Annotated in this window: 15 protein-coding genes and 2 tRNA genes; 12 read left to right on the top strand and 5 right to left on the bottom strand. The window is 51.9% G+C overall.

Translation table 11 applies throughout. The features are described 5' to 3' along the window. Positions 1-124 precede the first annotated feature (124 nt). From EI42_RS09930 to EI42_RS09915, 5 genes are all read left to right on the top strand, one after another. Positions 125-1,777 (top strand): SDR family NAD(P)-dependent oxidoreductase, encoded by a 1,653-nt coding sequence (locus EI42_RS09930; RefSeq protein WP_111321396.1) that lies wholly within the window; start codon positions 125-127, stop codon positions 1,775-1,777. 81 nt (positions 1,778-1,858) lie between these two features. After that, a tRNA-Ala gene (locus EI42_RS09925) sits at positions 1,859-1,933 on the top strand. A 9-nt stretch (positions 1,934-1,942) separates the two neighbouring features. After that, a tRNA-OTHER gene (locus tag EI42_RS32435) sits at positions 1,943-2,016 on the top strand. Positions 2,017-2,487: 471 nt separating this feature from the next. Then, a complete protein-coding gene (locus EI42_RS09920; protein WP_111321394.1) occupies positions 2,488-3,744 on the top strand; it encodes an MFS transporter in 1,257 nt (418 codons plus the stop codon). 364 nt (positions 3,745-4,108) lie between these two features. Beyond that, complete coding sequence (locus EI42_RS09915) at positions 4,109-5,086, top strand: COX15/CtaA family protein (protein ID WP_111321392.1); 978 nt, start codon at positions 4,109-4,111, stop codon at positions 5,084-5,086. A 39-nt stretch (positions 5,087-5,125) separates the two neighbouring features. Here the strand turns inward: EI42_RS09915 and EI42_RS09910 are convergent, their stop codons facing one another. Together EI42_RS09910 and EI42_RS09905 are read right to left on the bottom strand one after the other, a co-directional pair. After that, positions 5,126-5,533, bottom strand: coding sequence for a cupredoxin domain-containing protein (locus tag EI42_RS09910; protein ID WP_111321390.1), 408 nt, complete (start codon positions 5,531-5,533; stop codon positions 5,126-5,128). A 15-nt stretch (positions 5,534-5,548) separates the two neighbouring features. Next, on the bottom strand, positions 5,549-5,932 hold the full coding sequence (locus EI42_RS09905) for a DUF6220 domain-containing protein (protein ID WP_111321388.1): 384 nt from the start codon (positions 5,930-5,932) through the stop codon (positions 5,549-5,551). A 615-nt stretch (positions 5,933-6,547) separates the two neighbouring features. Between EI42_RS09905 and EI42_RS09900 the strand changes: the two genes are divergently transcribed. Beyond that, on the top strand, positions 6,548-8,464 hold the full coding sequence (locus EI42_RS09900) for an ABC-F family ATP-binding cassette domain-containing protein (RefSeq protein ID WP_111321386.1): 1,917 nt from the start codon (positions 6,548-6,550) through the stop codon (positions 8,462-8,464). Between the two features lie 5 nt (positions 8,465-8,469). On the opposite strand, the gene EI42_RS09895 is transcribed toward EI42_RS09900, so the two are convergent. Then, positions 8,470-10,266 (bottom strand): tetratricopeptide repeat protein, encoded by a 1,797-nt coding sequence (locus EI42_RS09895; RefSeq protein WP_111321384.1) that lies wholly within the window; start codon positions 10,264-10,266, stop codon positions 8,470-8,472. A 241-nt stretch (positions 10,267-10,507) separates the two neighbouring features. Here EI42_RS09895 and coaE point away from each other — a divergent pair, with 241 nt between their 5' ends. The 6 genes from coaE (at position 10,508) to EI42_RS09865 (ending at position 18,074) form a co-directional block, all read left to right on the top strand. Further along, the gene (gene coaE, locus EI42_RS09890; protein WP_111321382.1) at positions 10,508-11,113 is read left to right on the top strand and encodes a dephospho-CoA kinase; all 606 of its coding nucleotides are present in this window, start codon (positions 10,508-10,510) and stop codon (positions 11,111-11,113) included. Positions 11,114-11,686: 573 nt separating this feature from the next. Further along, positions 11,687-13,018 carry a branched-chain amino acid ABC transporter substrate-binding protein gene (locus EI42_RS09885; protein WP_111321380.1) on the top strand — a complete coding sequence of 444 codons (1,332 nt, stop codon included), beginning with the start codon at positions 11,687-11,689 and terminating at the stop codon, positions 13,016-13,018. A 159-nt stretch (positions 13,019-13,177) separates the two neighbouring features. Beyond that, positions 13,178-14,194 (top strand): branched-chain amino acid ABC transporter permease, encoded by a 1,017-nt coding sequence (locus EI42_RS09880; protein WP_111321378.1) that lies wholly within the window; start codon positions 13,178-13,180, stop codon positions 14,192-14,194. A gap of 57 nt (positions 14,195-14,251) precedes the next feature. Further along, positions 14,252-16,255: a branched-chain amino acid ABC transporter permease gene (locus EI42_RS09875; RefSeq protein WP_137686242.1), complete on the top strand. Its 2,004-nt coding sequence runs from the start codon at positions 14,252-14,254 to the stop codon at positions 16,253-16,255. 24 nt (positions 16,256-16,279) lie between these two features. Further along, entirely contained in the window at positions 16,280-17,323 is a 1,044-nt protein-coding gene (locus tag EI42_RS09870; RefSeq protein WP_246046375.1) for an ABC transporter ATP-binding protein, read from the top strand. 43 nt (positions 17,324-17,366) lie between these two features. Then, positions 17,367-18,074: an ABC transporter ATP-binding protein gene (locus tag EI42_RS09865; protein WP_111321374.1), complete on the top strand. Its 708-nt coding sequence runs from the start codon at positions 17,367-17,369 to the stop codon at positions 18,072-18,074. Between the two features lie 73 nt (positions 18,075-18,147). On the opposite strand, the gene EI42_RS09860 is transcribed toward EI42_RS09865, so the two are convergent. Both EI42_RS09860 and EI42_RS09855 read right to left on the bottom strand, forming a co-directional pair. Next, complete coding sequence (locus EI42_RS09860; RefSeq protein WP_111321372.1) at positions 18,148-18,345, bottom strand: hypothetical protein; 198 nt, start codon at positions 18,343-18,345, stop codon at positions 18,148-18,150. 21 nt (positions 18,346-18,366) lie between these two features. Next, a complete protein-coding gene (locus EI42_RS09855; protein ID WP_111321370.1) occupies positions 18,367-19,695 on the bottom strand; it encodes a hypothetical protein in 1,329 nt (442 codons plus the stop codon). Positions 19,696-19,779: the final 84 nt, after the last annotated feature.

Genomic DNA, 19,779 nt, shown 5'->3' with positions numbered 1-19,779 from the left:
AGTCTATGCGAAGCTATGTTGTTCCGGGTAGAAACGCGTTTTTGAGGACCGATGACTGATATTCGCCTGCACCTATCTTCTATTCTTTCTTGTATAAATAAGGAATCTGACACAACCTGATGCATTGGCGCTTCTGCGGGCTGAATTACGCCAGCCACTCCCACAGAGCTACGGGCTTGGGTCTGGCCGTTTGTGTAACGAGCGGCAACAGCTCTCATCTCGTGTTGATCTGGTGCTCTATGATCGGACGATTGAGAGCATGTTGATGCGAGAGGAAGAAGGGATATTTGATATTCGTCAGGCGCTTGTCACTGTTCAGCTTGCTGACGCGCTCGATACGGTAGGGCTGGAAGCGCTCTTGCGGGTGACCGCCTCCACTAAAACTCTGCTGCCCGAACGGAAGTTAGAAGAGATTCTGGCAACACAGAGGCCTGCGCGTCGGCTTGGGAAGTTCTTACCATTAGGGATTATTGCCTTTCGGGCATTAAAAGATACGCAAACGCAGAGCCAGGAAGTGCTTGTGTTGTTACTGGATGCCAGTCTGAAGCGGCAGAAGATGCTGTCGCTTCCCGATTTTTTGCTTGCGCAGGGGCACGGTCTCTTGTATCGTAATCCCGTGCTGGATCGTATTCCTTTTGCGCAGAGCACTATTCATATTTCTCGTACCCTGGAGTCTGACAAGGCATATACCTGTTATGTCTGCAAGCGGAATTATACCCACCATCACTTCTTCTATGAGCGGCTCTGCTTGCAGTGTGGTGATCTCAACTATGTGAAACGGGCGATCCCCGGAGATCTGACAGGGCGCATTGCGCTGGTGACAGGAGCACGAATAAAAATCGGGTATGCGACCGCTTTACGCCTCTTGCGGGCAGGAGCCCGGGTAATTGCCACAACACGTTTTCCCTATGACGCAGCCCGACGTTACAGCCGTGAGCCTGATTTTCAGAAATGGCGCGATCGGCTGCATATTTATGGCCTTGATTTCCGCTCCTTGCCAGTGCTGGAACAATTTATCAACTACCTTTCCTCGGCCTATCCGGGATTGGATATTCTGATTAACAATGCGGCACAAACGGTCAAACAGCCGCCCTCAGCCTATGCTGCTCTTCTGGCAAGTGAGCGAGCCGAGCTTTCAGCGGAACAGCGGTTGCTGGTTGAGCGTTCTCAGGCTATGTTACCTCCGGTCGCGTTTATGATGCAAGATGGAGAGGAGCCTTTTCGGGCTTTACTGGCCCCCCCTGGATCGTCGGCCAAAGAGGCGCCTCCGGTCGCGCAGGAAGAGGTTGGTCCGCTTGCCGTTGCAGAACAGAATAGCTGGACTGCACGCCTGGCTGATATCTCACTGGCAGAGATGCTGGAGGTACAGGTTGTCAATGTTACCGCGCCATTTCTGCTTATCAGTCGCCTGCGTCCACTGATGAAACGAAGCCAGTTCCCGCATCGCTTTATCGTGAACGTCACTGCGACCGAGGGGCAATTTGCGCAAAAGAAGCGTGGAACGCACCCCCACACGAATATGGCGAAGGCGGCTCTGAATATGCTGACCCATTCTTCGGCGGAGGAGCTGGCGGCAGATTCTCTTTATATGAACAGTGTGGATCCCGGTTGGATCTCGTTGCAGACGCCTGTGGATATTCAGGATGAGCACTTGATCTTACCGCTTGATCTTGTAGATGCGGCGGCACGCGTCTGTGATCCAATCTTTCAGGGGATAGTGGATGGTAAGCTGACATACGGGCATTTCTACAAAGACTATGTCTCGGTTCCCTGGTAGTGAATTTGATGTATAGAAATGTAATCTTACTGCACAATACGAAACGGGTTATAATTGCTTCATTAGTTGATCCGATCAGCATGGGGTGTAGTTCAACGGTGAGAATACCGTCCTTGCAAGACGGAGATAGAGGGTTCGAACCCCCTTTCGCCTTATACTGCCGTTGGGGTGAGGCGTAAGGGTAGCGCAGCTCTTGGCTCTGGAAGCAGGATGCCGGGTTCGACTCCCGGTCGCCTCCACTTCTCTTTTTCCTCTCGTCGTTGTTTTCTTTCTTACCCTTGACGAAGTGAAAGCCGCTCTGTTATGCTGCCATTAGCGGAATTCGTAGATCAATAGAGGATGAGAGTCCCTCGGTAGATGCGTCTGCCGGGGAGGAGGAACAGGTCCAACTCTGCCGTCTTCTATTGTCTCATGTGAGCTTTGCACTCGGTGCTACCCTTTGCAAACGGGGTGAAAGCCGGGATCACTTCCACATCTGATCTAGATCTGAGAAAAATTGCGTTGATACCTTTCTATTGAGCCAATTGAGCCAGCGCGACTGGCCGTCCTTCGCGATATCTCTATCAACACTATAGAGATCAATATACCTCTCTCTGTACGCCGGTAGCCCCTATCTGGCGTAGCTTATTGTTGGCTCTTGCTAGAGCTCCTCCCTGCTTCTTCGTGTTTGAACACATTTCATTTTATCTCAACACGAAGGAGTACTATATATGTCATCATCTCTTCTTAAAACAGGGCAGGAGCGGTCACGCTCTTTATGGCGGAACAAAGATTTCCTGCTCCTTTTTGGTGGGCAGGTCGTCTCGACAATGGGGACCACTCTTTCACAGTTTGCGACTATTCTACTGATGCTGGCATTAACGAATTCAGCTTCGGCAGCGGGTATCGTTGAGACGCTCACGTTGTTACCCTATCTGTTATTCAGTTTGCCGGTTGGGGCGTTCGTTGACCGCTGGAACCGTAAGCTCGTGATGATCGTGGCTGATCTGGTGCGCTGGTTTGTTCTGGGGCTTGTGCCGCTGCTCTATGTGACCGGTACGCTGGAAGTGGTACATCTCTATATTGTGGTTTTTGTGGCGGCTGCGGCGGGTGTCTTCTTCAGTCTGGCTCAGATCTCGGCTTTACCGCGTCTGGTAGACTCGGCGCACCTGGCGCGGGCCTATTCGCTCAGTGAGATGACCGAAAATGGTGTCCCGCTGCTTGGAAAGAACCTGGGATCTTTGCTGATCCGGCTTGCTGGAACGCCGGTTGTGGGTGCGATGCTGGCATTTCTCTTTGATAGCATCTCGTATCTGCTGTCTGCGCTCTCATTAGGCTGTATCAAGCGTCCGTTTCACAGCAAGGTGGAGGTGCGGCCTCTGCGTTCAGTTTGGCGGGACATGCTAGAAGGGCTGCGTTTCCTCTTTACAGAGCGTATTTTGCTGGCGCTTGCGTTATTAACGATGCTCATCAATTTTCTGCTGGTATCGTCGGATCTAGCGGTGATTGTGCTTTCAGAGCGTGATTTGCATCTGGATGTGCTCTGGCTTGGCTTGATTGTCAGTGCCAATGGTATCGGGGTGGTACTGGGTGGGTGGGCGGCTCCCTGGTTTCAGCGTCGTTACAGGACCGGATGGCTACTGGTCGGCGCCATTGCTGGAATGGCGTGTAGCCTGCTTCTGGCTGCGTTGCCTGTGCATCCAGTCATTCTTTTCCTGGCTCGGATGCTCTGTGGAGCGATGTGGACACTCTATGCCGTGCCGATGGTAGCCTATCGCCTGACGGTCATCCCGGATGGGCTACAGGGGCGCGTGAACAGTGCGTTCCGTTTCCTGACATTCGGGATTGAGCCGGTTGGGGCGTTGATCTGGGGTGGTCTGCTGTTAGAGCCGCTTGGAGCCCGTCCGGTGTTGTTATGTATGGGTATTGGTCTGTTCATGGTCTTTCTGACTGCGCTGGTGGGGGTGTATCGCTTGCGTCGGAGGTGATTCCAGGATCAGGGCTGAAGATCGAAACTTCGGTCCTGGTCTTGTCTTCATCTTGCTTTGAGAGGTAAAATTCGATGCAGGAATCTCTCCCTGTCAGCAGGTGAAACGTGTTTATGCTGTTTCTAACCTCCAGAAAAGGACGGCGGGGAGCTCGAGTGTTGCTTGCTGTACCGAACATAGACTATTGTGTATCGAGCCCTCAAACCCTTTATGATGTCATGAGATTCATTGCAGTATCTGCTTGCATAAAGACTCTAGAAAGGCTATCCTGTGAGGGGGGATGAGAGGATACCACGCGTGAGAAAAGGAAAGAACGATTCTGGTGCCTCTGGTATCCTGCTCAGTTTCTAAGGAGGAAGAGTACGTGAAGTTTCATCGTTTGATGAGAGCATTTGCTATTTTAACCGCGATCGGTGCCTATATTATGGTGCTGATGGGTGCGATTGTGTCGAAAACCGGCTCTGGTCGAGGATGCGGAGGATCATGGCCTTTTTGCCACGGCCAGTTAATTCCAGAATCAATGCCGATTGAGACGGTCCTTGAATATAGTCACCGTATTGTTTCAGGGCTTGATGGAGCCTTGATTTTGATCTTGATGGTCTGGTCCTGGCTGACGTTCCGTCATGATTTTCGCGTCAAGTTTTTTGGCGGTCTGAGCCTGTTTTTTGTGATCTTACAGGGCGCGCTAGGTGCATTGACGGTGATGTTTGAAGGCACAATGGGAAAGTATGTCTTTCTTGCCTTTCATTTCGGCTTCTCGCTGATCTCGTTTGCCAGCGTCATTCTTTTGACGATTCGACTGTTCCAGATCAAGCCCGGCCAGCAGGCTGATACACCAGTGCGGGAGCGGAAGCAGCCCGCGGCAAAAGTGGTACAGTATGGTGCATGGCTGCTAGCAGTTATTACCTATATTGTTATTTATACAGGAGCGCTGGTGCGGCATACTGAGGCGACAATGGCCTGTGGCTTCCAGTTCCCGGGCTGTGGCCCAACAATTTTCCCCAATTTCTCGACCCTGGCCGGTATCCAGATGCTGCATCGTTTTTGTGCCCTTTCGCTGTGGCTGTTATCTCTGATCTTCTTTGTTCTGGTTGCTCGTTTGCAGAAGGGACGACGTGATATCTTCTGGACAAGCCTGATTGCCTTTGCGCTCTTTACCGCGCAGGCTCTTAGCGGCTGGCTGACGATCGCGTCGGGAGGGCAGTTGATGGCGGCGCTGTTGCACTCAACGATTATTTCCGCCTGTTTTACAGTGTTGTGTTACAACTGTATTCTGGTCGAGTGGCCCTGGAAGAAACGTCCGGTGGAAAATGTGCAGCTTGCGGCGCGAGGAGCGCAATAAACAACGAGGCGGAGGCTACCCCAGTAGCCTCCTTTTTCTTTATTGGACGATCACCGTGAGATTCATGCCCGGATGAATCGTGCAGTAGAACTGAAATGTACCGCTGGTATTGAATGGGCCAAGCTTGCCTGTGCTGTTCCCATTGATCGTGATATTGTTCGCGGTGGGAGCTCCTGCCTCCGCTTTAGGCTTTGCCGAACCGTTGTTCCAGGTGCCGTTTGAGATGTAATGCGGAACAGCGTTATCTGCGATCAGCGTGATGCTTTCTCCCTTGTGAATAGTGATCGATTTTTGCACGAAGTCGTTTGTTGTCATATGTACTTCATTATCAGATGCTGATTGCTGTTTCTCTGTACTGGTCGTAGTTGATGTGCTGCCACAGGCGACCAGTAGTGTCAGAATCAGAAAGCCGAGCAGCGCTGGGGCAAGTATGAAGCGAATACGCATGGTTCTTCTTCCCTTCTATTCTGGCTGGATGTTGGTCGTGCGCGTATACTTCCGCCCTTGCAAGACCTGGGTGAGCGCTAACAGAAAAATGAGCATGGCATTGACCGGGTGGAGGGCCGCAACAATAGGAATACCAGCGGCTCGAAACGGGTAGATGAGAAAGGGCTGGACAATAATCAGGATGGCAACCAGTACGCTCAGCAGGTTGATCTTCCAGGGAAGCCTACCAAGCAGACCAAAGACAAGCTGTAAGAGTGGTAGAAGAAAGATTGTACTGCCCAGAATGCCATGATACATAAACCATGAGCCCTGTGCGAAAATGCCCGCGCCGGCAAAAAACACCTGTATGACAATGCCAAGCTCTGTCAGAATGGCTGCCACCAGGAAGCAGTAGCGCATTGCCAGTTGAAAGGAACTGATCGGCTGCCCCCATTAGATGGGGTCGTTGCTGTCGTATTCATGTAGAAAAACTCCTGTTCTTGCATTGCTTTATAGTGAGGTAGAGGGATTTGAAATCGATTTGTATTGAGTATAGTGCACTGAACGGGAATGGAGATCAGTCTACAGGTGGGGATCGTTCCTACTAGAGGCGTATTTCCATTCTTCTTTCTGGATGGCTAGCAGAATGGATGTTTTCGGCGTGAGGATTGAATTTTTCAAGGGGAAGGGCCGATAGATATTCTATAGAAGGTGTATAAATACGATCAACGGTATGCTATAATGCCAGAAGCAGCATGTTCTTCCAGAAGAGCGCGGATGGTTTGGGAGCGCGGTTCTGCTGTGGCGAGGATGCCAGGAACTGCTTTTGAGTCCAAATGCCTGGTTGCACGCTTTTTGTCCTCCGGTATTTCTTCCTTATCCTTTTATCACATAAGCAAGGGATAGTGAGCGCTGCTTTTTTGTGTGCTGGCTGGCTTCTCTTGCGCGGGGGATAGCGATTATGATACGCTACTCAACGTTATTGCCCTGGAAAGAATGTCTACAGGTATGTTTGTCTAGCTAGGTGATGTAAAAATGCCAATTGTAACAGTGACGAATCTGGCGAAATCCTTTGGTGCTGAACTCATTTTTTCTGATGTTAGTTTTCAAGTAGACCCAGGGGATCGGATCGGTTTAGTAGGGCCAAATGGTGCAGGGAAGTCTACCCTCTTGAATATTCTGGCGGGACGCGAGGAGCCTGATGCGGGAGAAATAGCGGTCGCGCGCAATGTCCGCATTGGTTATCTGTCGCAGATGGCGGATTTTCAGCCTGGTAATACGTTACGAGAGGAGATGCTGACCGTTTTTGCGCAGGTGCGGCAGTGGGAACAGGAATTAAGTGCGCTGGCTCAGCGTATGTCTGCTCCTGAAGCCCAGGCCCAACCAGCCGTCTATGAGCAGTTGCTACAGCAATATGCGGAGCTCCAGACACGCTTTGAGCATGCTGGTGGCTATACCTATGAACATCGCGTTTCGCAGGTGCTTGATGGTCTGGGCTTTACTCGTGAGCAACAGGATGCTCCCTTTGCGCAGTTGAGTGGCGGACAGAAGACGCGGGCCTCACTGGGTAAGCTGCTGTTGCAGGAACCGGATGTATTGTTGCTGGACGAGCCGACAAACCATCTGGATCTGGAGTCTCTGGAATGGCTGGAAGAATATCTCTCTTCCTGGAGCGGAGCAATGCTGATTGTTGCGCACGACCGCTATTTTCTGGATAAAGTAGTGACGCGTACGATTGAGCTTGCCTTTGGTCATATTGAGGAGTACCCGGGAAACTATACAAAGTATCTGAGCCTGCGCGAAGAGCGGATGGAGCGGCGTTTGAAAGAATATGAGGCGCAGCAAGCATATATCGCACGAACCGAAGAATTTATTCGGCGGTATAAAGCCGGACAACGCAGTAAAGAGGCCCGTGGACGCCAGAAATTGCTGGACCGGATGGAACGCATTGAGCGCCCACAGGACTTTGCTGAGATGCATTTTGAACTCAGTCCGGTGATGGATAGCGGGCGTATGGTTCTCTCTGCGCGTAAGCTGATAATCGGCTTCAAGAAGCGGCACGAGCCCAGCGAGGCGCTTTTCCAGTGTGCTGATCTGGAACTGGAGCGCGGTGATCGTATCGGGCTGCTTGGGCCGAATGGATCGGGTAAGACGACGTTGCTGCGTACGATTATCGGGGAGATTCCAGCGCTTGGCGGGCATATTCAGCTTGGGCATAATGTGCGAATTGGCTATTACTCGCAGACGCACTCTGGTCTTGATATGGACCGCACGATTATCGATGAGATTCGACAGGTCAGCGCGTTGAGCGAGGAGGGCGCACGCAGCTTTCTCGGGCGTTTTCTGTTTTCAGGGGATGATGTCTTTAAGCCAATCCATGCGCTGAGTGGTGGCGAACGGAGCCGCGTCGCGTTAGCTAAGTTAACCTTGCAAGGTGCAAATTTCCTGATCCTGGACGAGCCAACCAACCACCTGGATCTGCAATCGCGCCAGTTTCTGGAAGAAGTGATGAGCGAGTTTGAGGGCTCATTGCTTTTTGTCTCGCATGACCGCTACTTTGTAGATCGCCTGGCAACCAAAATCTGGGCGATTGAGGAGGGGGTGCTGATCCCGTACCAGGGAAATTATACCGAGTATCGGCGCTTCAAGCGACCTCTGGTGCTCGATAAGCCCACTGTTGAGAAGAAGCAGACCGTTGAGAAGAAGCCAGAGGCGGCACCCACGCGGAATAAGAAGCGCACTCGTACAAAAACGCGTACCATTGAGGATGTGGAGCGCGAGATAGAGAAGGCGGAGTCCCGGGTGAAAGAACTGGAAACCGCTCTATCTGAAGCTGCTTTACAAGCCGATGCGGATGAGTTGATGCGTTTGAATGAGGACTATGAGCAGGCAAAAGCGCGTGTGGATGCACTCCTGAGTGAATGGGAGGAGCTGGCAGACGTTGCCAGCTAGCCTCCTTATTTCCCTTTACGACGACGCGGAATGCCAACAAAAAAGCTTCCAATCGCGAGCACGGGCGCAAGAATTGCGACGGCGACCAATGCAACAGCCGCGTAAAAGATTGCGCCCAACAGCTCCTGTTTCTTATGCACCAGATCAATCAGCGGAGAAAGACCAAAGCGTGCTGCTCCCCCGACAAGCGCGGCAAGAAGGACGCTTAGTACAATAGTCAGCAGGGCCGAACCGATGCCTTTGCTATAGGCTCCACGGATTGCGGCAATGCAGTAGAGGGCAAAACCAATACTACTCACTACCAGGCCCGCCAGTGCCAGTGTGCCTGGCAGTGCCAGCGGAAGCGCGATTCCCACAACTCCGATAAGCAGGCCGACGATCTGGAGGGCTGCATCTTTCCAGAAAGGTCTTGTCCTGCCCTCTTCTTTGTTGCTTTCCTCAATGAGCTTGGCCGCTAGCTCTCCTGTCTTCCCATGCTGTGATTGCGTCGTGGCCAGGTGTTCCATAATCCCGGTTTTGATGTTATACGCTTCCAGATTGTTCGGGTTGAGTTCCAGAGAGCGTTCAATTGCCTCAAGCGCGGCCTGATATTGACCTGCATTGTTCAGAACGACCGCCCGCATACTCCAGGCGAGCGCGTTCTCAGGGTCTTGTTGAAGCATCTGGTCGATCACAGCGAATGCTTCCTGAAGCCTTCCCATCGTTCCAAGGACCTGCGCCTTGAGTGTCAGCGCCTCAGTATCTTGTGGGGAGGCTTGCAGAGCTTGCTCGACGTACATGATCGCTTCTGCAAGGCGATTGGCTTGGACAAGCTGTTTGGCCTGAGCCAGCATAGGGGTAACTGCCTGGGTGTTATCCGTGGTCGGCGTGTTCTGAAAAGCCGAGAGGGCGCTATGGTTGACCAATGGCCCACTTGAAGGCTCATTCTGTTGCGTCCGTACAGTTGTTGCAGTTGCCAGCGATGCCCCCTGTGGATATTGCGAACCTGGAGTATCGTGATAAACCTGCGGTTGCGGCTTACTTGCTACCGGCTCTTGAGAGGGATCGGGTAGCGGATCACCTGCCAGAATAACGGGCGAGTTGATCTGGCCGATGATCTGCGGTTTCTGCTGATCGCTCAGCGAGCCCTGTAAGAACGAATAGATGCTTTCAATTGTTGGGCGCCCGAGTGTGGGGTCATTGGCTGGCCCACACAATCCAGCTATCAGGCGATGAGTAAAGCTGCCAAGTTTTTGCATCCCTGTTTCCGGCGCGAACTCATTGCCGCGGCAGGAAAAGAAAAGCATGCGATTTGGCTGCTGCTGAAGAGCGCTGGTAACAGCAGGGCTGCACAGAGGGCTGAAGTCATATGGACTGGCACGGCGAGCGCTCCAAAGGCGGCCACTTTGGAAACTATCAATTATGAAGAGTATTTGCCCTGCCTGACTCTGTGCAAAGAGTTGCTGTGCAATTGTGATTAATGGAATGCCGGTAGTTGGGTCCTGATATGATGTATTACTTGCAGCTAAAATGCCCTGACCACTTCTCTCATCAATATAGGTGTGACCGGCGAAGTAGAGAAACACCAGATCATCAGGGAGGGCAACCTGCAGACAGGTTTGGGTGAACAGGGATTTCAGGAGTTCATGGGTTGCATGTTGCCCCTGAACGACCTGTACGTCTCCTGGAGACCATTTGCCGCCCTGATTATTGACGAGCCATTGGGCCAGTGCTCGTGCATCATTTTCTGCGAATTGTAATGGTTGAAAGGTGGGGTCCTGATAGGTGTTGATCCCTATAATGAGTCCCAGTCGTCTGCCCATCGAAGCTCCTCAATGCTTGTATGATTCTTTTTCGCAGCCTATTAGGCATTGTACGCTACAAAAAAGGGGGATGCCACATATAGCGCGGTAAGAGGTACTTTTGGCGGCCCGTTCACAATGTAGCGGGCTTTTGACCCGGTATGCTTTGCAGGCCTGACCACCCTGGTGAGCGGTACCTATTTTTTTTATGGTATACTCAATGTGTCCCCGACATCATATCATGTAGAGGAGCCTCTGCCAAATGCCTCGCACTCTTGGCCTAACTGGAAATATTGCCTGTGGTAAGACAGCGGTTGGAAAGATGTTACTGGAACTGGGCGCTGAGCGCTACATTGATGCCGATGCACTGGTACATCAGCTCTATACTGCTGGACAGCCCGTAACTCACGCCATTGCCAGCGCTTTCGGACATGATTTTCTCGCAACAGATGGGAGCGTTGACCGAAAGAAACTGGGAAACCTGGTCTTTCAGGATGCACAAGCACTACAACAGCTTGAACGGATTGTCCATCCCGCCGTCACCGAGGCGCTCCGCCTGGAACTGGCACAAGTCAGCCCTTCTGGTATCGCGATTATCGATGCTGTAAAGTTACTGGAAGGCGAATCCGGACGCTTCTGCCAGAGCAAATGGCTGGTGCTTTGCTCGCAGGAACAACAGTTGCAGCGTCTGCAACTGCGCAGTAACCTGAGCGCCGCTGATGCATTGGTGCGAATCAATGCCCAAACCCCTGCTACCTTGAAAATCCCTCTGGTAGATGAGGTAATCGATAACAGCGGATCGCTTGACAACACACGTCAGCAGGTGATTACTGCTTTCCGTCGCTTCTGTGAGAAGTTCCCGGCATAGTGTGTGCGGGAACTTCCTGCCTCTTCTCTTTCCCACTCTGAAAAATAAAGAAATACTATATTGATTCTATATTCCCTCTTCTGTCGAAGCTATACCCGAGAAGACCGGTAAAATTTCATGAGAGTCATCAGTATCGCTACTTTCTCTCCAGGCGTGCGGGACGCTGTGAAGGACTTTCACACTTCTGTCCTGACTGGATGCTATGTCTATGGAAGAAAAAAAGTATATTGACATGCTGAACTATAGTGCTTATAATTCGTTCAATCATTAGATAAGAGGCATACGTGACCAAAGGTAGTAGATTAAGGTTATCCAATTACTTCTTGTAGAAGTTCAATAAAATATGTCCCTACTTTCTAAAATCAGTACTGAATTCCTGTACAAATCAGGTGAGATTTCATCGGTTCTTAACGTAATTACCAGAGGAGGAGTCTAGAGCATGAAACTGTAGAGTTTTATGCTGGCTAACGCATTTCTGCTTCGCTCACGTTTGCCAGGATTTCTGTTCTAGCTTCCCCGGGTTCCCTGCATTGCTTGTAAAAATTGTAAAGCTGCTAAGGAGGCTAACAACACATGCAGAGAGGCTGGTCACGTATTTTTGCCCTGGGCAGTGTATGCTCGCTTATGCTGCTCCTTTTTGCGGCCTGTGGCCCGCAAGCCGGTGGGAATACCGGCTCGCCAAGCGGAAGTGGTTCCAAAATCATTAAGATTGGCAGCGACTTCCCTGTGTCCGGTCTGGATACCGCGAACGGTAAACCGGCACAGAATGGCGTCCAGTTGGCGATCAAGCAGGCGAACGACAAGAAGATGCTTGGTGATTATACCCTTCAGTTTGTGCCAAAGGACGATGTGGGACCAAACGGTTCGTACAGCCCGGACGTAGGTAAGAAGAATGTAACTGATCTTATTGGTGATGCGCTTATCGCAGGTATTGTCGGCCCGTTTAACAGTTCCGTGGCTGAGGCAGAAATGCCGGTGACGAACCAGGCCCCCATTACCCTGATTGCTCCATCAACCACGAACCAGTGTCTGACGCGCAGTGGTCCTGAAATCGGGTGTACCGGAGCTGATGATAAGGTCTCTCGCCTGCGTCCGACCGGGAAAGTCACGTTTTTCCGCGTGGCCGCGACCGATGATTTGCAGGGTCTCGCAATGGCAAAGTTCTTGATGGGTAAGGGCTACAAAAAGGCGTATGTCATTGATGATACCTCTACCTATGGTAAAGGCCTTGCCGATGTGTTCGCGCGCGAATGGACAAAAGCCGGTGGGCAGCTTGTCGGGAACCGTGAGAGCAAGCAGCCGAGTAATGACTATGGCAGCACGGTCGCCAATATCAAGCAGGCAAACCCTGATGTTATATTCTTCGGTGGTACTGACAGTAAAGGTGGCACGCAGCTCCGGCGTCAGGTGCTGAACGATCCCGCAACCCGCAATATTCCTTTTGCCGGCGGTGATGGTCTTCAGAACTATGCATTTGCCTCAACGATTGGCGCGAAAGGCGGCCCGACATTCGCCAGTCAGGCGAAAGTGAACGAGACTGTTCTTCCGTCCGCCAAGCAGTTTATCGAGGACTATAACAAGGAATTTGGCGAGGCCGAGTACGGTTCCTACAGCGCTGCTGCTTATGATTGCGCGATGATTGTCATTCAGGCGATCAAGCGAGCCCTGGATGGCGGAGCTGTGACCCCGAAAGACTCGAACGATACCGATGGTGCAAAGAAGTTCCGTCAGGCGGTGATCGATGCCATGACAAAGACCAACTACGATGGCGTAACCGGTCATCACTCCTTTGACCAGAATGGCGATACCTCAAACAAGGTTATTTCCATCTGGCAGATCAAGGAATCCGGCGGAAAGGGTAAATACGAGTTTGTTGATCAGCTTGATGCTAGCAAGGCGTCATAAGGCTGAAGGCTCTGAAAATCCCCTTAGAGTTTGCTGATCCGCACGTACTTACCAACACTCTCTAGTGATGCAGGGGGGATGTGAAGCCATACAGCGCTTTTCCCTCCTGCCTCCATCTTCTTAACGTCGCTTTTGTTGAGGAATAGTAGGATACCGCCTATGCTTGTACACATTTTCCAGCTCATCAAGGAAGGTATTGCTCAAGGCTCAATTTATGCGCTCATCGCGCTCGGTTACACGATGGTGTATGGCATCATTGAGCTGATCAACTTTGCTCACGGCGACATCTTTATGATTGGCTCAATGGTTTCGATCGCCGTTCTGACCCTCTTAGGTGTGACCGATCAAACGCAGCCCAATCTTCTCGGGCTAGTTGGCCTGTTTCTGGTTGCCTGTATCTGCGCGATGATAGTCTGCGCGGTGCTCGGTGTCATCATTGAGCGTATTGCCTACCGGCCCTTACGTAATGCTCCTCGTCTGGCACCGCTTATTTCCGCGATTGGTGTTTCGCTCATCTTGCAGGATGTGGGTAAGCTCTGGAACGGCATTAACTACATTCGCTTCCCCCAGATCCTCGACCGTGTTGACTACTGCATTTACCCCATTCGTATCGACTCTGTTTCCCCCTTCCATGTGACCTGTCTGGCAACACCGGGCGAATCGGTCACAATCGACAATATTACCTTGCTTGTCCTGGCGATCTCAATTGTCTTGATGGTCTTCTTGCAGTGGCTGGTGTCCAGCACCAAAGTAGGCAAAGCCATGCGGGCTGTCGCTCAGGATCGCGAGGCCGCGGCTCTTATGGGGGTAAATGTTGATCTTATCATCTCCGTCACCTTTCTGATAGGCGCGGCGCTTGCAGGGGCAGCCGGGTTTATCTATGGCCTGAAAAATGGGGCAACCATTTACTCAATCGGGTATCAATATGGTTTGGTTGCCTTTATTGCTGCCGTCCTCGGTGGTATTGGGAACATTCGGGGGGCTATGCTCGGTGGCATCGTGCTCGGCTTGATTTACAATCTGGTTTCTCTGATCCCCGATTCCCTTAAAACCGGGTGGGGGCTCCCGCATGGTGGCGCAGCCTGGGATCGAGCTTTGATCTTTGTTGTGCTGATTCTGATTCTGGTGTTCCGGCCTTCTGGTCTGTTGGGACAACACACGCCCGAGAAAGTATAACAGCAGCAGGAAGCGTTTTCCTGTCATCATTTTTTGAAAAGAGTGAGGTGATGCATCTTGGCGTTAAGAATGCTTCGTCCTGATCTTGAAACACGCAAGCTGCTTTTAAAATGGGTCGTGGCGGTGCTTGTCCCTCTCAGTATCTTCACGCTTGTTTGGAGCGGTGAGGGGATGCTGAACAGCGTCTTCCTGACCTACGTTTCACCGCAAGAGAGCAGCTATACAGCGTTTACGTGGTCTACCCTGATTCAGACCACGATCTTTCTTCTGGTATTGTATCCTGCCTTCTTGATGCTCGGAGGCTATCTGGTCGCCGCTGATAGTGGTCGCAGAAGCATGTATGAACTCTGGGCAGACGTCATTTTTGTGGTGACCATCCCGTTATTGATCTGTGCCCTTTCTGGAAGTACCGGGCTGATTATGGGATTGGCGATCAGCGTCCCGGTCTGGGCGATCTACCTGTTTTTGCGTCCTCGGGTGCATCAGTGGCTGCACTATACGCCGCCCCCGCCACTGGCAGAGATTGAGGTCCTGGATGAGGGGCGTAAGCAGACGATGTTGGCACGGGGAACTGCTGGCGGCTTCTGGATTGGCCTGGTGTTCTCGGTAGTGATGCTGGTCGCTGATATCATCTACTACCTCAGTGGAGCACTCAATTCCTCGACACTGTGGCTCTGGATTGCGATCAGGACGATTGTGTTTCCAATTGCCGGGTATTTCCTCGGTTATTGGGGTGGGCGTCTGGCGGTACATCACACCTTTTCCTCACAGGTGAGCAATGAGGAGGGGAAAGGCGCGACTCGCCGCGCGATCTGGAGAAAGCAGCAGCAGCTCGAAACGCTTTCGACGGAACGCAAACAGGAAGAGGCGCGCGACTTTGTGCCGCATGACCTTCCCTTTATGAGCAAGGGTGCGAAATGGATCTATTCTGTACTGATTATTGCGTTTGTGCTGTTTTATCCTGCCCTTGATCCTCTGCTTTTTGGCTTTGGTATGGATGGTCGGCTGACTGGCTATAACGATGCTGGCTATTATGTGATTCTGGCACTGGGCCTGAATATTGTGGTCGGGTTTGCCGGATTGCTGGATCTCGGTTATGTTGCCTTCTTTGCGATCGGTGCCTATATCTGGGGGTTGGTCGGCTCGCCTCAATTGCAAGTATTGTTGTCGATACCTATTGCCCAGGCTACAGCCGGTTGGCTGTTCTGGCCGATGCTGATTATTGGCGCGATTATTGTGGCGCTCTGGGGGGTCGCACTTGGTGCACCAACGCTTCGCTTACGAGGTGATTATCTGGCGATTGTGACGCTCGGCTTCGGTGAGATCATCCCGGTTGTCTTCCTGGAACTGGATATGTATACCAATGGCGCAAATGGCTTGATTGGTATCTTCTCTCCGAACGCACCTGGGGTGGATTGGAGCTCGATCACGCCTGTACCTTACTATTACCTGATCATGGCCTTGATTGTCTTTACCATCTTTGCGAATGTACGGCTGCGTGATTCGCGGCTTGGGCGTGCCTGGATTGCTATTCGTGAGGATGAGATTGCAGCGTCCTCTTCCGGCATCAACCTGACCAAGACCAAGCTGCTCGCCTTTGCCGCCGGTGCCTTCTTTGCCGGGATTGCGGGTATGTATAAGGCGGCAAAACTGGGAAGTGTGACGCCTGACAACTTCAGTTTTGGTGACTCAATCATCTATCTGGCTATGGTCGTTATCGGTGGCCTGGGGAGTATCCCCGGCGTGATTCTGGGCGCGATAGCTGTCTATGCGATCAATGTGCTGGTGCTTGCTCAGCTCGATACGCTTGCCAGTAATCCCACCAACCCACTCCATGTTCTGCATGCGATTCCTGGCCTGTCATCGCTGAATAACATCAGAGGGCTGATCTTTGGTGTCCTGCTTGTGGCGATCATGCTCTATCGTCCTGAGGGCCTCTGGCCAAGCTCGCGCCGGAAGCGAGAGCTACACCATACGGAAAATAAACCCGAAGAAGATGTAGGCGCTTTAGAGACTGCTCCAGGGAGCCCCGATTTTGAGCAAGAGGTGCGGGTTGAATAAGCAGTATTGTAGGAGAGATGGCGCATGTCTGAAGAACAGATGAGGAGACCAGATGGCGAGCCCTTGCTTGAGCTGAGCGGGGTGACCAAGAAGTTTGAGGGCCTGGTTGCCGTCAGCGATGTTGATCTGAAGGTATATCCGCGGGAGATCGTCAGTATTATTGGACCAAATGGAGCGGGAAAAACGACGGTTTTTAACCTGATTACCGGCATCTATCGCCCTACCTCGGGTCAAATCACGCTCGCTGGCAAGTCCATTGTCGGTCTCAATCCTGACCAGGTGCTAGAACGTGGGATCGCTCGAACATTCCAGAATATTCGTCTGTTTAATAATATGACTGTACTGGAAAACATCCTTGTTGGCCAGCATAGTCAGCTCAAAGCGGGCGTACTGGGGGCGCTTTTCCGCTGGCCGAGCGTCCAGCGAGAGGAACAGAGGGCTCGTGAACGGGCTCTTACGCTCCTGAGCTTCTTTGGTTCGTCTCTGGTCGATCGGCAAGATGAGTACGTTGTGAACCTGTCCTATGCTGATCGAAGGCGCGTTGAGATCGCGCGCGCACTTGCTGCGAGCCCGAAGTTGTTATTGTTAGATGAGCCAACAGCGGGAATGAACGAGGCGGAGACACGAGAAGCGGTCCAGTATGTGCGCCGCTTGCGTGATGAACTTGGCCTGACCATCCTGCTGATCGAGCATAAGCTGACGGTGACAATGGGCATCTCCGATAAGATCGCTGTGCTGGATTATGGGCGAAAGATTGCCGAAGGTCTGCCTGAAGAGGTACGCCGCGACAAACGCGTCATCGCTGCCTATCTCGGACAGTCGGCTGAAGAGAGTGAGCAGCAGGATGCAGTTTCTGAAGCGAGCGAGCAACAACAATCAGGGATAGAGATCGCTGAGTCACAGGAGATAGCTTCGGAAGCGAGTGAACTCCAGGAACCAGGGGGAGAAGTGACCGGGCAGCAGGATGCGGAGCTTGAGGCAAGTGAGTCTCAGGAACCGAGAGTTAGCAAACAACAATCAGTGATTCAAGGCAATGAACGACAGGAACCGGCAACAGGGGCCGAATAGGTGTTCCTGGGCTTGAACGACGAAGAGATCAAGAGGTTTGAGCATGTTACGTTTAAGCAATATTAATACATTCTATGGCCCCAGTCAGGTCTTACAGGACGTCTCGCTTGAAGTCAACAAGGGGGAGATCGTTTGTTTGCTAGGGGCAAATGCTGCGGGCAAGACCACGACCATGAAGACCATTTTTGGGCTGGTTCGAGCTCGTAGCGGGTCTATCATATTTAATGATAGAGATATTACCAGAAAAGCGACCGATGCAATCGTAAGCTCTGGTCTGGCGCTGGTTCCAGAAGGACGACGTGTGTTTTCTCGCATGACGGTGCTGGAAAATCTGGAAATGGGAGCGTATACGCGGAAAAGTAAAGCGGAGTTCAAAAGTGATCTGGAACATGTCTGCGAAATCTTTCCGCGTATCAAGGAGCGCCTGAAGCAGGTGGCGGGGACTATGTCGGGTGGTGAACAGCAGATGCTGGCAATGGCACGTGCCTTGCTTTCCCGTCCCAGTATGGTATGCATGGATGAGCCGTCTATGGGATTGTCTCCACTGATGGTTGAGACCGTATTCGAGACCATCTTACGGATTCGGGAAGAGGGAAAGACGATCTTTCTGGTAGAACAGAACGCCTCGATGGCATTGAAGCTGGCCGACAGAGGATATGTGTTACAGACAGGCAAGATTGTTCTGAGTGATACTGCAAAGAATCTACTGACCAATGACCTTGTCCGTCAGGCGTATCTTGGTGGTGCTTGATATACCCTGGCTGAAACGTTGTGCCTGCCGAATGGAAATGTTCGGCAGGCATTTTGTGTTAGTTGGTTTCAAACTAGAAGTGATGCTCCAATTTGTGATGAAGCTCTTCAATGCGGCGCTCAACATCCGCTAATGAGGATACACCAAGCTCTTCCATATCTTCTCGGAGCGATTCGAGGCGCTCAAGAAGCTCCATGTCATTGTATTCTTCTTCATCGTCTTCAAAGTCTGCTGAATGAATAATCCTGAAGCGTTCTTTGTCCTTATCCACTATGCACCTGCTTTCTTTTCCTTAAAACAGGAAAGATGTATTTGCATCCTGATAGGCCCACCCGGCTTGTTGGATGTTGCCACTTGCGGCCTGTACCGGTTGACCCTGTGGGTTGCCTGTCGTATCAATAGTGATAGTATACAATCCGTTTCCCTGTTGCAAGGGGTGTCCCTGCCAGAGCAAGCGATCTCGGGTAAGAAAGAGAAACTGACGGCTATTGGAGAACCAGATATTGTTTGTCACTGGCTGAAGGAGTGCTTCAGGCGAAGACAATATCACTGATGATGCCTGCTTCTTGGAATGCTCGGCGCTCAAGAGGGTGGTGATCCGTTTCTGTGCAGGCTCGACCATTTGCAGGGAGTTGTCGCCATCGAGCAGGAGGAAGCGGCTATCTGGTGACCAGTAGGGCACGCTATTGCCTGCTTTGGGCAAGGTCAGGGTTGCTTTTGTCTGAAGATCAAGCAGGAAAAGGTCATTGCTATCACTATACAGAATGGATTTTCCGTCTGGTGCCCAGGCGAACTGTGTGCAGGTACAGGTTGTCAAGGTCGTGGTCTTTCCAGAGGAGAGGGTGTGCAGGATAAGCTGAACCTGTAAACGTTCGCCCTCTTTTTGTGGTCCCGCTTTGATGGCATACAGGACGCTGCTATCATTGCTGTTGGGTTGCCAGAGAACGCGTTCCAGCGAGGCCGGGAGTGGGTGTCCGGGCAGCACTTCGCGAGTCAAGAAGTGCTGATCAGTCGCTTCCTGCGTACTTGTGTACAAGCCTTGTTCGGAGTTTGCCGCCACAAGATTGTTCTGGTATGAGAGTGAAGGTATGGAGTATGTCCCGGGGAGATAGCGAGCGGCAATTTCGCCGGGCTGATCGTTCTGGGTGACCAGCCAGGTACGGCTTTCCAGCGGTACCGACTCCGAGACCTGCGAGCGTCGGAAGACAAGGCGTGTGCCCGCCTTATTCCATTCTGGATTGCTATATTGCGTATGCGGATTGGAGAACGCTACGGCTATAGGGTAGCCTCCGTCAACGCCAACGGTTTGAACCAGTGCAGGCATGTCAGCGACCAGGCCCGTAAGCGGATGACGTGCGATCTGTCGGGCCGCCGGCGTTTTGGCAAACTCCGGGTCCAGACTGCGAAACGCGAATATATGATGATCGGGCGACCAGCTATACCCGATGACCTCCGTATTTGGAGAAATCACCGCAAAGGCGTTATTCCCGTCAGGATCTGCTGTCCATACTTTCCCATCACGGAGATACGCAAGGACGTTCGTTCCTGTGTGCCCGGGTGCGCAGGCTGACAATCCGACCAGCAGAAGCAGCAAGATAAGAAGAACGCGTGGCTTTCCCATGAGTCTGAGTATAACATAGAGCGTGCTTCTTGTCAGTGTTTTTCTCGGGGCGAGGAAGGATTTTTCGTTGTCCATTGTTGTGTG

Source organism: Thermosporothrix hazakensis, assembly GCF_003253565.1.
In the GTDB taxonomy this organism is placed as follows: Bacteria; Chloroflexota; Ktedonobacteria; order Ktedonobacterales; family Ktedonobacteraceae; genus Thermosporothrix; species Thermosporothrix hazakensis.
The sequence above is the reverse complement of the archived record's forward strand: the minus strand, read 5'-3'. Positions and strand labels throughout refer to the sequence as shown.

Coding starts and splice junctions, on each gene's coding strand:
- EI42_RS09870 (WP_246046375.1), top strand. CDS start 16,280: ATGTCTGAAGAACAGATGAGGAGACCAGATGGCGAGCCCTTGCTTGAG.
- coaE (WP_111321382.1), top strand. CDS start 10,508: ATGCCTCGCACTCTTGGCCTAACTGGAAATATTGCCTGTGGTAAGACA.
- EI42_RS09905 (WP_111321388.1), bottom strand. CDS start 5,932: ATGCGCTACTGCTTCCTGGTGGCAGCCATTCTGACAGAGCTTGGCATT.
- EI42_RS09910 (WP_111321390.1), bottom strand. CDS start 5,533: ATGCGTATTCGCTTCATACTTGCCCCAGCGCTGCTCGGCTTTCTGATT.
- EI42_RS09885 (WP_111321380.1), top strand. CDS start 11,687: ATGCAGAGAGGCTGGTCACGTATTTTTGCCCTGGGCAGTGTATGCTCG.
- EI42_RS09920 (WP_111321394.1), top strand. CDS start 2,488: ATGTCATCATCTCTTCTTAAAACAGGGCAGGAGCGGTCACGCTCTTTA.
- EI42_RS09855 (WP_111321370.1), bottom strand. CDS start 19,695: ATGGGAAAGCCACGCGTTCTTCTTATCTTGCTGCTTCTGCTGGTCGGA.
- EI42_RS09895 (WP_111321384.1), bottom strand. CDS start 10,266: ATGGGCAGACGACTGGGACTCATTATAGGGATCAACACCTATCAGGAC.
- EI42_RS09880 (WP_111321378.1), top strand. CDS start 13,178: ATGCTTGTACACATTTTCCAGCTCATCAAGGAAGGTATTGCTCAAGGC.
- EI42_RS09900 (WP_111321386.1), top strand. CDS start 6,548: ATGCCAATTGTAACAGTGACGAATCTGGCGAAATCCTTTGGTGCTGAA.
- EI42_RS09865 (WP_111321374.1), top strand. CDS start 17,367: ATGTTACGTTTAAGCAATATTAATACATTCTATGGCCCCAGTCAGGTC.